Origin of the sequence: Pseudomonas sp. FP198 (assembly GCF_030687895.1) — a bacterium.
GTDB lineage: Bacteria > Pseudomonadota > Gammaproteobacteria > Pseudomonadales > Pseudomonadaceae > Aquipseudomonas.
This window is the reverse complement of sequence record NZ_CP117452.1, coordinates 740,717-755,226: the sequence shown is the minus strand read 5'-3', so window position 1 is coordinate 755,226 and position 14,510 is coordinate 740,717. Positions and strand designations below refer to the sequence as shown.

At 51.9% G+C, this 14,510-nt stretch carries 11 protein-coding genes; all 11 read left to right on the top strand.

The annotated features are described in order from the left end of the window. The first annotated feature begins 39 nt into the window (after positions 1–39). Positions 40–660 carry a 1-acyl-sn-glycerol-3-phosphate acyltransferase gene (locus PSH78_RS03555; protein ID WP_305498533.1) on the top strand — a complete coding sequence of 207 codons (621 nt, stop codon included), beginning with the start codon at positions 40–42 and terminating at the stop codon, positions 658–660. Position 661: 1 nt separating this feature from the next. Then, positions 662–1,594: a phosphatidate cytidylyltransferase gene (locus PSH78_RS03550; RefSeq protein WP_135847378.1), complete on the top strand. Its 933-nt coding sequence runs from the start codon at positions 662–664 to the stop codon at positions 1,592–1,594. A 512-nt stretch (positions 1,595–2,106) separates the two neighbouring features. After that, positions 2,107–4,542: a hypothetical protein gene (locus tag PSH78_RS03545; RefSeq protein ID WP_305498529.1), complete on the top strand. Its 2,436-nt coding sequence runs from the start codon at positions 2,107–2,109 to the stop codon at positions 4,540–4,542. Further along, positions 4,539–5,633: an NAD(P)-dependent oxidoreductase gene (locus tag PSH78_RS03540; RefSeq protein ID WP_305498527.1), complete on the top strand. Its 1,095-nt coding sequence runs from the start codon at positions 4,539–4,541 to the stop codon at positions 5,631–5,633. The genes PSH78_RS03545 and PSH78_RS03540 overlap by 4 nt, the downstream gene beginning before the upstream one ends. 11 nt (positions 5,634–5,644) lie before the next feature. Then, positions 5,645–6,577, top strand: a complete 933-nt coding sequence (locus PSH78_RS03535; RefSeq protein ID WP_305498526.1) for a glycosyltransferase — start codon at positions 5,645–5,647, stop codon at positions 6,575–6,577. Positions 6,578–6,581: 4 nt separating this feature from the next. After that, the gene (locus tag PSH78_RS03530) at positions 6,582–7,748 is read left to right on the top strand and encodes a glycosyltransferase (protein ID WP_305498524.1); all 1,167 of its coding nucleotides are present in this window, start codon (positions 6,582–6,584) and stop codon (positions 7,746–7,748) included. A gap of 191 nt (positions 7,749–7,939) precedes the next feature. Continuing rightward, positions 7,940–9,247, top strand: a complete 1,308-nt coding sequence (locus PSH78_RS03525; RefSeq protein ID WP_305498522.1) for an MBOAT family protein — start codon at positions 7,940–7,942, stop codon at positions 9,245–9,247. Continuing rightward, positions 9,222–10,463 (top strand): hypothetical protein, encoded by a 1,242-nt coding sequence (locus PSH78_RS03520; protein ID WP_305498521.1) that lies wholly within the window; start codon positions 9,222–9,224, stop codon positions 10,461–10,463. The genes PSH78_RS03525 and PSH78_RS03520 overlap by 26 nt, the downstream gene beginning before the upstream one ends. A gap of 56 nt (positions 10,464–10,519) precedes the next feature. Continuing rightward, positions 10,520–12,508: a hypothetical protein gene (locus PSH78_RS03515; RefSeq protein ID WP_305498519.1), complete on the top strand. Its 1,989-nt coding sequence runs from the start codon at positions 10,520–10,522 to the stop codon at positions 12,506–12,508. Then, the gene (locus tag PSH78_RS03510; RefSeq protein ID WP_305498518.1) at positions 12,477–13,307 is read left to right on the top strand and encodes an ABC transporter permease; all 831 of its coding nucleotides are present in this window, start codon (positions 12,477–12,479) and stop codon (positions 13,305–13,307) included. The genes PSH78_RS03515 and PSH78_RS03510 overlap by 32 nt, the downstream gene beginning before the upstream one ends. Then, complete coding sequence (locus PSH78_RS03505; protein WP_305498517.1) at positions 13,307–14,488, top strand: ABC transporter ATP-binding protein; 1,182 nt, start codon at positions 13,307–13,309, stop codon at positions 14,486–14,488. Before PSH78_RS03510 ends, PSH78_RS03505 begins: the two co-directional genes overlap by 1 nt. Positions 14,489–14,510: the final 22 nt, after the last annotated feature.

The following is a 14,510-nucleotide window of genomic DNA, read 5'->3' as shown; positions in this document are numbered from 1 at the left end:
AGTCGCATAAAACCAAAGCTTTCAGGACAAGGAATCCTCATGTTCGAACCCGTGGTCGCCAACCTCATCACCTCCGCCGCGCGGATGGTCACCGGTGCTCGCAGCCTGTGGCTCGGCTGCGCGCCCACGCCGGTGCAGCGGATCTATTTCGCCAACCACAGCAGCCACGGCGACTTCGTGCTGCTCTGGGCCTCGCTACCGCCGGCGCTGCGCAAGCTGACTCGGCCCGTCGCTGGCGCCGACTATTGGCAAACCAGCCCGATGCGCCGCTACATCATCAACCGGGTGTTCAACGGCGTGCTGGTGGATCGCGAGCGCAAGGACCCTTCCTACAGCCCATTGCAGCCAATGCTCGATGCGCTGGAGAACGGCGACTCGCTGATCATCTTCCCCGAGGGCACACGTAACCCGGATGAAGGCCTGCTGCCGTTCAAGAGCGGGATCTACCACCTGATGAAAAGCCACCCCGGGGTCGAGGTGATCCCGGTGTGGATCGCCAACCTCAACCGCGTCATGCCCAAGGGCCGCGTATTGCCCTTGCCGCTGCTGTGCACCACCAGTTTCGGCGCGCCGCTGTGCATCGAAGAAGGCGAAAGCAAAGAGCAATTCCTTGAACGCAGCCGCGCCGCACTGCTGGCGCTGGCCCCGGAGCACGTCTGACATGGATCGATATACCCTGATGTTGTTTGGCGGGATCGGCGCGATTCTGCTGCTGGCTTCGCTGGTCGGTTTCATACTCAAGCTGCGGACCAAAGGCGCACCGAACTCGGTCATCGAGAACCTCAATGCGCGGATCAATGCCTGGTGGATCATGGTGCTGGTGATCGGCATCGCGTTCTGGCTGGGCAACGCGGCGGTGATCCTGTTGTTCTACGCTGTGTCGTTCTACGCGCTGCGGGAATTTCTGACGCTGACGCCCACCCGGCGCAGCGATTATCCGGCGCTGGTAGCGGCGTTCTACCTGGCGTTGCCGCTGCAATACCTGCTGATCTATTACGACTGGTACGGGCTGTTTTCGATCTTCATTCCGGTGTACGTGTTCCTGCTGCTGCCGATCCTCGCGTCCCTTGGCGGCGACAGCACGCACTTCTTGGAACGCGCCTCCAAAGTCCAGTGGGGCTTGATGATCGCGGTGTTCTGCATCTCCTTTGTTCCGGCGTTGCTGACCTTGGACATTGCCGGTTTCGAAGGGCGCAACCTGCTCTTGATCGCCTATCTGGTAATCGTGGTGCAACTGTCGGATGTGTTGCAGTACGTGTGCGGCAAGTTGTTCGGCAAGCACAAGATCGCACCGAACCTGTCACCGTCGAAAACCGTCGAGGGCTTTGTCGGTGGCATTTTCCTGGCCTCGCTGATTGGCGGTGCGTTGTGGTGGATCACCCCGTTCAACCCCTGGCAGTCGTTCCTCATTGCCTTGCTGATCAACCTGCTGGGGTTTGCCGGCGGCATCGTCATGTCGGCGATCAAGCGCGACCGAGGCGTCAAGGATTGGGGACATATGATCGAAGGTCACGGCGGCATGCTCGACCGCTTGGATTCGGTGTGCTTCGCCGCACCGATCTTCTTTCATCTGGTTCGGTACTGGTGGACTTGAAAAAGCCCCTCGGATAAAGGTCTGGAAATGCAGAGGCCAGGGGGGCCCCCCCCCTGACTCTCTTTATGCCGCCTGCGCCAGTCGGAGTCATGCCCGATGTCATCCTCTATCAGATGACGCGTGATTCAGCAGGATCTCACGCTTTCACACCGTAAGCTCATGTTACAATCCGCAAACGAAAAACTATGGTAACCATACCTACTGGCCGGACTTCCTCTCGAATGTTCAGTTACGCAGCGCAGTCATAGCCTTGCGCCACCACCGTATCGCTACCTCAACAGTTGCAATCTTCGAACTGCATTCATGAGTTTTGAGTGCATATTAAAAACAAATTTATACACAGGTCCATGGGCGATTTTTCTATGAACACCAAGCATCAAGTTACTTAACGGTCACGCTATCAGGAAAGGACAGGCGGCCAGTCTTCAGACTATTGCGACACTGGGGTAAACAGTGCCTTTTGAGCGTACAGCGGTACGGGCAAAAGAAGACAGAGGAAAGACAGAGAGTCCATGGATAGTACGAAAAAAAATACAGGCACAAATAACGCTCTGCCTAGAATCGGCTGGTGCGTCGCATCATTGTCCGCCGACATTGCCAGCGTCCGCTACAGAGCCGTTCTGCCGCTGTTGGCATTGGAAGAAAAACAATACCACTGCACGTTGTTTACCCATACAACCAAAATTGATCTTGATGACCTTGACGTCCTGGTCATCGTCAAAAACTTTACCGTCGAGAGCTTTCTCCTCGCCCAGGAGGCCCGCGCCAAGGGGGTGACGGTCATCCTTGACCTCTGCGATAACATATTCATCGAAGCGTATGGCAAGAACAGCAAGACTCGAGCGTCGGACATGTTCATGGCGATTGCCAAACATGCAAGTGCCATTGTCGCCACTACTGAGCCGCTGGCGGCGATCATAAGAGAGCAGATAAGCTACACCGTACCTGTTTATGTTATTCCTGACGGCGTGGAGGCCGATGCCTCCGCGTGTGCACGGCGCCTGGCGCGAACTCAGGAACAGGCGTCAACGCTTCTCGCTAACTCGTTATCGCAACAAGCTAATAAAGTCCGAAGTCGTATCAGCGCCCTGCGCACGGTCTCGTTCAAAGGATTGCTCAAGGCTCAGCTCACACGATTCAGAAATTGGTTGAGCTGGCGTTTCTGGATGCATCAAGGCCGTAAGGCCCATGGCATCTTGCGCTCGGCTGCCAACCAATGTGTGCGCAAGTTATCAAGACCTGCAGCGCCCAGATCGAACCCGACCGTCAGCGACGACGCCACGGGCGGTGCCAACAAATTAAGCATTCTCTGGTATGGCAACCACGGGGCGCCCCATGCGCGCTTCGGAATGCTGGACCTTCTTGAGATCCGTGGCGCGCTGGAGCAGGCTGCGATCGAATTTCAGGCTGAGTTGGTTGTGGTCAGCAACAACCGCAGCAAATATGAAAAGTACATAAAACCCATGGCCATCCCTTCGCGCTATCTGGAATGGTCAAGTGCCGTTGTCGAACAGTGCCTCGCCGAGGCGCGGGTGGTGGTTGTTCCGAACATGCGCGATGCCTTCAGCCTGTGCAAATCGGCAAACCGTACCGTTCATGCGCTGACCCGTGGCGTACCGGTTGTCGCGACTGCCACGCCCGCCCTGGCCCCCCTCGCCGGTAGCATCGTGGTCGACGACTTCCTGCAGGGGCTGCGGCGCTATCTTTCGAGCATCCCCCACGCCAAAGCGGATGTGGCAAAGGGGCTGGAGCTCATCGAGAAACATTTCAGCCCCGAGGTCATTGGCACTGCGTGGAGCGACGCGATCAAGGCGGCGGTTCTTACTCAAGGCGAACAGCAAACACCTGCCGATCCGGAACTCATCGTCGCCCTGCACCTGATCCAGGACCTGGACCTTGCGCTGCCAGTCATGCTCGCCGCAAAAGCACGAGGGATTGGCGTAGCCGCCTGGTGCAGCATCTCACTGTTGAAAAAGTCGCCTCGCGTTGCCGCAAGCACTCACGCCCACGATATCCCCCTGGTAGCGATTGCCGAAGGCGAAGGGGCGGCGCAACCTCCCTTCCCGGCAAATGCAAAGGTTCTGCTCAGCGTCGCGGAAACAAACCTGGGGCCACACCGCTTCACCCACGCGCTGACACAAAAGGCAAAACGCGCAGGCCTGTTTACTGCAACCATGCAACACGGCCTGGAGAATGTGGGGCTGACCTACAGCGATGAAGTCCACTTCATCGAAAAAATCATGTTCGCCGCAGATCGTATCTACCTGTGGGGTAGCGACGACACCTTGCACCCGAATATCCGCCCGGAAACCCGCGCCAAATGTGTAAGCGCAGGTTGCCCCAAACCGGCGATCGAACCGGCAGCCAATTTGAGTAACCTGCTGAATGAGGAAGCTGTTGTCATAGGCGTGTTCGAAAACCTGCATTGGCATCGCTATTGCGACGAATACCGTCAGTTCTTCCTTGATGGCGTGACCGATCTGGCAGCCCGGTTCCCGGCGATTACCTTTCTGGTGAAACCGCACCACGCCGGCCTATGGCTGACGTCACGATTCAAGGGTGACAAACCAGCAGCGGCCAATATTGTCATTGCAGATCCGAAGGACCCAGCCTGGGAAGCCTACACCGCCGGCAGCCTGCTCGGACGCATGAAAGCGGTCATCACTACACCTTCCACCGTTGCACTGGATGCAGCTCGACGTAGCTTGCCCACTGCAATCGTTGCTCACACTCTGGAACTCGACAACTATTTCCCACTCCATCAAATTCGCCACGCCGAAGACTGGAGTCACTTTGTCCTCGCCACGCTGGATGCCTCGGCTCTCTCGGAACGGATAACAGCCTCCGCTCAGTATGTTGAACGCATGATTCTCGCGGGCGATGCGGCAGAGCGCATTGTGGATGACCTTTTGACCCATCAGAATATTTCCCGGAAAGCAAGCATATGACCAAGCGCGTACTCATCACCGGCGGGGCCGGCTTCATTGGAAGCAGACTGGTCAAGGCTCTTCTGCGCCAGGATCCCGATCAACAGATCTGGGTGTTCGACAACCTGCATCCGCAAGTACACGGTGACAATCCCGCATCGCCCGTTTTCCCCGAAGGCGTGCACTTCGTACTGGGTGATGTCGCCGATGCAGAAGCGCTCAACGCGGTCGTTGAAAAGTCGCAGCCGGAACTGGTGTACCACCTGGCAGCAGAGACAGGAACAGGTCAGTCCTACGATGAGCCGACCCGTTACTGTGCTGTCAACGTGCTGGGTACTACCCATCTGATTGAAGCGCTTCGCCGCGTCGATACTACCCGCCGGGTGGTTCTGGCCGCTTCCCGGGCCGTCTATGGCGAGGGTGGCTATCGCGATGCGGACGGGGTCGAGTTTGTCGGTCTGCCGCGTCAACCGCAAAATATGGCTGAAGGTGACTTCAGTGTTCCTCTGCCAAAAAATGCCCGTTTACCGGCCACACCATCAGCCAGTCATGCAGGCTTGCCGCCCGCGCCGGCTTCGGTCTATGCGTCAACCAAGCTGATGCAGGAGTACCTGCTATGCCAGGCTGGCGAAGGTGCGGAATGGGAGGCCACCATCCTGCGCTTCCAGAACGTCTACGGCCCCGGTCAATCTCTGCGTAACCCCTACACCGGTGTGCTTTCCATCTTCGCTCGTCAACTTCTGGCCGGTGGGCAGTTGGCCATTTTTGAAGATGGTGATATCGCCCGGGACTTCGTATTCGTCGACGACGTAGTTGCTGCGTTGGTGTGCGCCAGTATCAATCCTGTAACACACGGTTCAATTCTGGATATTGGTAGTGGGGAAGCCGTTACAATCCTCGATATGGCACGTATGCTGATGCGCGCCCTCGGTTTGCCGGACAATGCCTATAGCGTCACAGGTCAATTCCGCATCGGTGACATTCGGTATGCCTGTGCTGACGTTTCTGCGGCCAAAGGCCAGCTTAAATGGTCACCTCAAGTGAGCATCCAGTCAGGCGTTCAACAACTGGCCGACTGGGCAAAAAGCGAATTCAAGACAGCGACGCTATAAAAGGAATTGCCATGGAAAACGATGAAGTCATCCGGGTTTACGTCGGCGCCGATCGCTCCCAATTGCTCGCGGTTCCCGTCTTGGAGTACTCAATCAAGCGGCATACCACGGCGAAAGTTGAAGTCATCCCGATGCTCGATCTGCCAGTGCCCGTCCCAAAGGATCCACGTAACGGCCAGCGCACAGGATTTTCTTTCAGTCGCTATTGCATTCCAAAGCTGGCCGGATATAAAGGCAAGGCTATCTATATGGATGCCGACATGCTGGTATTCCAAGATATCCGCAGCCTGTGGAACCTGCCTTTCAACGGCGCGAAGATTCTGATTCAGGAAGAAGTAAAATTTACCGACGTCACCATGGCCAAGGAAAACGCGCCAAAGGTCAGGAAAAAGCAGTGCGCAGTCATGCTGCTGGACTGTGAAAGTCTTGACTGGGACGTGGAAAAAATCGTGCAAGGTCTGGATGACGGCCAGTACAACTATGAGCAATTGATGTCGGAGCTGTGCATTCTTCCCGAAAGCGAAGTGGGCTACAGCGTACCGTTCGAATGGAACAGCCTCGAACACTATGATCCGAACACCTGCCTGATCCACTATACCGACATGGGCACTCAGCCCTGGGTATCGACGCGCAACTCAAATGGCTATTTGTGGTTCGATGAGGTCCGCAGGATGATCGCCGCCGGGGTGCTTGATCTGCAGACGATAAAGGATGAGATTATCCAAGGTCATTTCCGTCCTTCACTCATCAGCGAAATACGTTATGGCCACGTTATCCCACGCTTTTTGCGCCCACTCTTCAACAAGAAGAACGCAGCCGCAGACAAACTTTCGGGCTATGTGCCTCATAAGAGCGTCTATGACCACAAGCGAATTCGCAATAAAGCTATAAAAGAATATGAGCAAGTGCTCTGCCGCACAAAAGCCAGAATCCAAAATGCATAGCTTCATGATCTTTTTTAAAGCGGCCATAAGAATTTTATTGGCTCGAACCCTGGGCTTAAATTTCCTAACTAAAGCGAGCGGAACCAACAGCAGCCCTACGCGCGTACTTTTTATCTCCAATTCATTTATTCCTACACTGCAGCTCAGCTTCTTCAAACCATTGGCCAATGCGATCAATCGGGGCGAATTGGCCGTCCGCCTGTTAAGCGAGCAACAGATGCGAGAACAGTTCGGCAAGCGCTATCGCGAGGTAAAAGTAGAGAAGTGGATACAAAAGCAAATTTCTAAATTTAATCCCACCATCATGGTTTTCTGTCGGTATAGCGGACCCCACTCAGAATATATGACCATGCTCGCTAAAAAGCTCGGAGTGGCTACTGTATTCCACATAGATGACGACCTGTTAAACGTCCCGCCAGAAATCGGCCACCTAAAGCATCTTTATCATAACCACCCACTAAGACTTAAATCGGTAAGACACCTTTTAAATAATGTCGATCTTGTCTATTGCTCTACCGAGGGACTTAAACAGCGACTAGTATCATACGGTTCCAATTCCAACATTAAAGTCGGAAAAATCTATTGTTCGGGCCAAATTTTGACGTTGGCAAACAACCGACCGGCTACAAAAATTGGTTATATGGGATTCGACCACGCCCATGACTTGAATACCGTAGTACCTGCGCTGATTCAAGTCCTGAAGAGAAACCCCAAAGTCAAATTTGAACTATTTGGCTCCATACCAAAACCGACACAGCTTGAAGAGTTTGGGAGCAGGGTCAGCGTGATCTCGCCTGTTGACAACTATGAAAAGTTTCTTAAAAAATTTTCATCTCTACAATGGGACATTGGTATTTGTCCTTTAGCACAAACTGATTTTAATACAGTAAAAGCCAATACCAAGTGGGTAGAATACACTTCGGTAGGCTCAGCCGTCGTTGCGAGTGCGAATACGGTTTATGATGCCTGCTGCAATGATGATTGCGGCATTCTGGCCGCCACTACTGACGAATGGGTGGAGGCATTAGAAAATTTAATTAAGGACAGGGAAAAACGCTTCCGGCATGTCACATTGGCTCAGAAACGCCTAAGAGAAGAATATTCCGTTGAACGTTTGGAGCTTCAGGTACTTGAAGTTCTGAGGAGTGCAAAACGATGCTTCAATCAATAAAAACAATGTATCCTCGCCCCTCAAAAAAAGCTATTAGCTACAGGCCTGGAGCCCAACATCCGCGACAGCCACGGAAATTCGAGGAGCGATATTAAAGTATGTTATTTAACTCTATCGAGTATGGAATACTTCTCACAGTCAGCTTGATTGGATATTGGCTATGTCCTTCCGTACGAGGCAGGCAGTGGATAGTGTTAGCCGCCAGCGCATATTTCTATATGAGCTGGAGTCAGGCGTTTGGTTTAATGCTGTTTGCCATGATCGGGTTAAACTGGCTATTAGGCCAAAAAATAGAGCATGACAGACGACGCTTCTGGCTAATACTTGGTTGCGTCATGAACCTCGGCCTGCTCGCCTACTTCAAGTACATGAACTTCTTTTTGGAAAATATCGAAACCATTGTCAAACTGGGCAATCCCGATTTCCAGTCCAGCTCTTTGTCGATCATCTTGCCGCTTGGCATTTCCTTCTACGTCTTTGAATTAATCTCATATCAAGTTGACGTTTATCAAGGCAAGATAAAACACGAGAAGAACCCCGTCGTTTTTGCGATTTTTGTACTGTTTTTTCCACATCTTATTGCAGGTCCAATCTGTAGGGCCGGGCAATTCATGCCTCAAATCCATATCTTGCAGAAGCCCGACAGCGCCAGATTCTACAACGGCCTCTATATGTTTATTGCCGGGCTCGCCTTGAAGTCTGGCGTGGCCGATGGCCTCGCCCCTTTTGTGAATGTCATATTCAAGTCACCTGCCGACTATTCTGGATTCGACAACCTAATGGCCTGCGTCGGCTTTGGCATTCAGATACTTTGCGATTTCTGGGGTTATTCCTTGATGGCCCTGGGGGCCGCGTTATTATTTGGTTATATCCTCCCCTATAACTTCAACCAACCCTATGCAGCACTGTCAATTAAAGATTTCTGGCGACGCTGGCATATCACGCTGAGTAACTGGCTGCGCGACTATCTGTACATTGCACTCGGCGGCTCCCGGACCAATGCCGGATGGAAAATCCAGCGCAATCTGGCGCTGACTATGCTGTTAGGTGGATTATGGCATGGCGCAAGCTGGAATTTTATTATTTGGGGAGGCATTCACGGAGGTGCTTTGGCGATAAATCGCTGGTTTGACACTGCCAATATACCCCATACATTTAAAGTCATACTGCGCTGGCCGCCCTTGGCATGGGCACTGACCATGACGGTGGTTTTTGTCGCATGGATCTACTTCCGTGCAGCCAGCTTCAGCGACGCCATCTTAATGATTGAAAAAATCATAACGCCTAGCGACCAATGGAGCAGTACAAAGCTTGCACCTCTGTTTTTCGAGTTACTGCTTCTGTACCTGCCTATCCAGTGGATAGTGCACAAGACTACTTATAACTTTGACATATCAGGCCTCGCCCTCTGGAAGCCAGCTTTCATTTTCGCGGCCCTGACAATATTCACGTTCATATACTATGTCGACGGCAATGACTTCATATACTTCCAATTCTAAGACTCTCAAAGCCACCGGCTTACGATCGATCCAGCTATATGCTTTGTCGGGAATGACGATACTTGCGCTTTTCCTCGGCGCAGAGTTTGCTGCCCGTAAACACAGCGCTCTATCCGAACCAAGCACTGATATGAGCGTCGCCGAACTCATGGATGAATTGCCCAAGATGGATATTGCCGGACGTGAGATCGGTAACCAGATGTTAGTGCACAACGTGGCACTCTTTAGCCAGACCACAGCGCCAGAGACGGTTACTACTGGGTACGTCGGCACTTCCAGAAGCAAGGTCATCCGCCCTGAGCATTTCGGTTTGAAAGGAGCGGTCGTAGGGGCAGGAAATACTTACAATGAAATTACCTACGGGTTATTACTTCAAGCGGAGATCCTCAGACTCCAATTTCCCCATTTGAAGCGTGTTTACGTTGAAACATCCATGCTCCTGAGGCGACCGGGTAGGTTGATCGTCGAGGACGACCATCGAAAATACATTCCGTTGCTGCGGAGTCTCAGTCCGCTCTGCGATCGATCGGCAAATGTTCCGGGATGTGTTCCGGTCTTTGAGTCATTAAATAATCTCCCCGAAGGCGGAAATAAATTCTTGCACTCGGAGTTACTGGCACAACGCAGCAACATCAGGTTTTCAAGCTTATTTACAAATGAAAAGAATTCAATTCCGGTTCTAAGCGATCCACTGTTGGCGGGTTTAAACCCCAATGGGGAAAGAAAGAATCTTTCGCCCCCCCTAAGAGCTAAAGCAGATCAGACCAAGGAAATCACGAACGAAAACGTGAAGGTTCAACGTCTCCGAGAAATTAGCAACAGCGCCCCTTGGGACGGTCTGTTTGATCTGTTTGCATTGTGGGGAAGGAAAAACAATATCGACGTCATTCTATTTCAACCCCCCGTACGCTCCGACTTGTACAGCTATCAACTTCAATATGGCCTTGATGGGCATACCACAGATCTGCGGCGCTTGGCAGAACAGTATGACATTCCGTTTATCGATCTGAATTCGCCCCGGCAGGGTTTTATGCAAGACTGGAGTCTTTTCAGCGACGAAGATCATATGGAAACTTGTGTCGGCAGCGGACTATTGACTCTGGCGCTGGACGAAGGCTACAAGGAGTATCTGAATGGGCATAATTTAATGCCCGACCTCAAGCGTTCCGCAATTGAAGAAAGAGAACAGAGCCGTTTATCGGTTTGCAACAAATAGCAGGGAATTTGCTATGCAGTCAATAACGGCTCTTATATCAGAGGATGTACCAACACATGGTTGATCGGAAAGTAAACTGGGTTATCCCACCCGCACTGACTCAGGACGAACCGTTGTTACTGTTCTCCAGTTGCGACGCAGGATATCTTAGATATGCGATCTCGTTGATCAGAAGCATTGATCTTTATTCACCTGGATATTCTTTTTTTCTTCATATCATTAATCCTGATCAACGATCGCTTGAACGCATCAGTGAGTTGCGTTCAGGATTGCGCCATACACGTCTGTTCGTGTCCCGGGAAGATACCGATCTCACTTCGCTTCCCTTAAAGCAAAAAAAAGCTTATTACGCCAGCGCCCGCTTCCCTCGGCTACAAACCCTGCTGAGCGAATACGCTATACCCATTTTTAGCATGGATGCCGACTCTCTGGTGGTTAATCCGATTGATCTGGATTTCTCAGACAAGGCAAGCGCAGAAGTGATCATTGTCCGGCGTGATCAGGTCGAAGGCACACCTGAGCACCTTTCGATCGCTACCGGCTCCATCTGGTTCTTACCGAGCGCCGGGGTGATCGAATTCTTAAAAGATGTGACAGATGAAATAGATGAACATTTTGAAAAGCAGACATTAAAATGGTTCATTGACCAGATTGTATTCTTTCAAAAGATGCAAAAGTTTAAAAAAATCCACTATTTCAACTTGAAACAAAAATACGCCGACTGGCAGTTCAGAGAAACAAGCATTCTTTGGGCTGGCAAAGGTGGGCGCAAACTGTACGACATGCGCTTCTTTATGCTTCAGGCACTGCTATCTGATGATGACGAACGACGTGTACTTGCCAATCAACTCGTGGCCAATCTACAGAATAATAGTGACTTGCTTTCAAACGAGTGGATGTTTGAACGCCTGAGAGTAGCTCGGAAGGTCTCGGCGCGTATTGCACTGTATATTCCACGACTAGACTTACCTTGGAAACGAGGTACTGTGGCCAACGCCGTGCCACCGATTCCGAGCGACGATACGATTGATCTCCGCTTGTACTGGAAAGCATTTACCTTGCGCTTGGCTAATTCAATTCAACGGGCGGGGATGCCAGTAGATATCATCGAGATTCCCGCTTGGCTAATAAATCGTCAAAAAATTGAAGAGAATTGCTCAGCCTTAGCCTTAGTCCCTCATCGCTGCAAGTTTGACTTCGAGGATGGTCCCACACCTGTCATGTTTTACATGCAGGAATTTTTTCGTTGGGTGTTTGTCGTCAATGACCAGGGTTGGAGCGCTGCGTCAAGTATTTACCCGGTAGATCTGCAGTCTCTGCCACAACACTCTCAAGGTGCCTACGACAACTATCGTGACCGTTTGCAGGAAGGAAAAGTCAGTAGCAAGTTTTCCCAACCAACCCCGAGAACCAAGGAAGAACTGCTGCGTGAAGGGTTGATTCCTGCCTCATACAATGCACAGGGAATGCAGACTGATACCCCACGTCCATATATTTTCTTCCCTTTACAGATCCCCACTGATCAGTCGATTCGCTATTTTTCGGATATTTCCGAAGAGGACGCTGTTGCGGCGCTTATCGCCTGGGCCCAGGCTCGTGATATAGCCGTCGTGCTCAAGCCCCACCCCGCCAATATGAAAAGCATGTCGCCATTTGAACGATACGCAGACGGCGTCACGGTATTTTTCAGTAATGCGAGTGTTCACGATCTGACAAAGCATGCGAGCGGCGTCTATACAATCAACAGCGGTGTAGGCTTTGAGGCTTTGCTGCAGGCCAAGCCCGTGGTCACCTTTGGCCGGGTTGAATATGATTGCGTGACCTTCAATGCCACACTCGACAACCTCGATCAGGCATGGGCGTTTGTTTCAAACTCCGGCAAGGCGGAGCTGGAGAATCGCTATCGACGCTTCGTCGATTGGTTCCTCGGAAGCTATGCAATTGACATGTCGCAGTCCGAGACCCTCGATAATCGCTTCAAGGACATAGCCGAAGCTATTGTAAGCAAAGCTCATGACTTTCTCAGCAAGGGCAACAGCCATTAAAACTTTACTCAACACAATGGATTCCGGCGTAACCCTCGCATTGCGCAACATCCGCTTGCAGATGCGTGAACATGCCTTGGGATATGCGTGGGCGTTGATCATCCCGATGCTCTATGCCGTCTGTTATATATTCATTAAACGTGAGCTGACCGGAAGTGCCGCCGATTCTTCGGATCAGGCGGGCTGGGATATTCTTCGTGCCTTTGCCGGAATTACTCTGTTCCAATGCTGGATGCAGATAGTTCAGGAGATGTCCAATTTCATACGCCGTCAGCGCGGCCTATTACGAGGATTGGACGTCGGCCCAACGCCCTTTGTACTAGCAATTGTATTTGAAGGCGGAATTGCCGTTCTGATTCGCAGCGTTCTGATCATCCTTGCTATTCCGCTTCTCGGACTCGCTTTCCCGTCAGGCATATACCCTTGGTTAATATTTATAGCGTGTATTCTCGCGCTGCTGCTTTCGGCAACTACCATAGGCTTGCTGCTTGCTCCTTGGTCAGTTCTATATGCCGATGTGCGTAAGGCATTGACTTCGATGAATCTGCCGATCGTCCTGATCTCACCAATCTTCTACCCAGCAACGGAGAGATTGGACAGTATGCTTTATTGGATAAATATTGCTAACCCTATGGCGTCACCACTAGCGGTTCTGTCCAGCGTGCTACAAGGCCAGAGCGGAAGCGTCTATATGCTGCCCATGCTTGTCGCCAGCGGAATATCGCTGCTATTACTGTCATGGTTACTTGTTCTTTTGCGTCGTCAGGTACCTATTTTACTAGAACGGATGGGTAACTGATGGAAGTGTTACTTGAAGTTCAGGGTCTTTGGAAGAAATACTCCCGCAGCCTGAACGCGTCGGTACGTTATGCGGCCAAGGATCTGCTGTCAAATGCGACCGGTAGAACAGATCGAAATAGTGACCTGCGTGATTCGGAATTCTGGGCGCTCCGTGACGTTGATTTCTCACTGCGACGTGGCGAAGTCATAGGGGTGCTAGGCCACAACGGTGCAGGAAAAAGTACCTTGCTCAAATGCATCGCTGGAAAACTAAGGGCTGACAAGGGGAAAGTCGTGCGACGTGGCGAGCTGGGGCACCTACTCGAAATGAGTGCGGGCTTCGCACCTAGCATGACTGGGCGCGACAATGTTTCGGTACGCGGACGCTTGATGGGAAAGCGCGGTAAAGACTTGGCCCAATACATTGCTCAAGTCGAAGAGTTCGCGGAAATCGACGAATTCTTTGACTCACCAGTACAGTTCTATAGCTCAGGGATGAAGTCACGCCTCGGCTTCGCAGCTTCTTCTGTGATAGAGCCGGACATCCTTATCATTGACGAGGTGCTCGCCGTCGGCGACCTGGCGTTCCGCATGCGCTGTTATGAGAGGATTAATGAGCTTTCGCGGAATGCTGCGGTTATTTTTGTTTCGCATTCCATAGGACAAGTTGCTCGGCTGTGCGACCGTGGTCTATACCTTGAAAAAGGTCGCGTTTTATTTGATGGGGGCGTACAGCAAGCGCTCGAACTCTACCAAGACAAACTGGGCCATCAGAATGAGAAAAAGCGCGGGCAAGTATTTAATCCAGAGCTTGTTGCTCTTGAATTATTGGTCGCTGGATCGCCCGTTGTCTCGGGCCAACCCATACAGTACGGAAACCCGCTGTCCTTGAATGTCGACATTTCCAAGCTGCCAGCTAATGCTCAGGTGCGAGTCTTATTGAGAGACACCGCGCAAAGCGTGCTGATGGACTGGAATTCGGTCCGCGCTGCACTTGCCTGGCCCGACCACGCCGCTATTTTACATGTTGAACTTGGCAACGCTGAACTTTCCCCTGGTGCATTTTCTATTGCGGTACAGGTCATGAGTCCAGACGGAGTGGATCATCTCTGCCTTTCGGAAGCTGTTCCTTTCCGGGTAGCTGGAGAATACCACTATGCCGTTCCGGTTCAACGAGCGGCCCAGTGGTCGTTTAAGTAAACGTTCAAACCAAATTTAACGG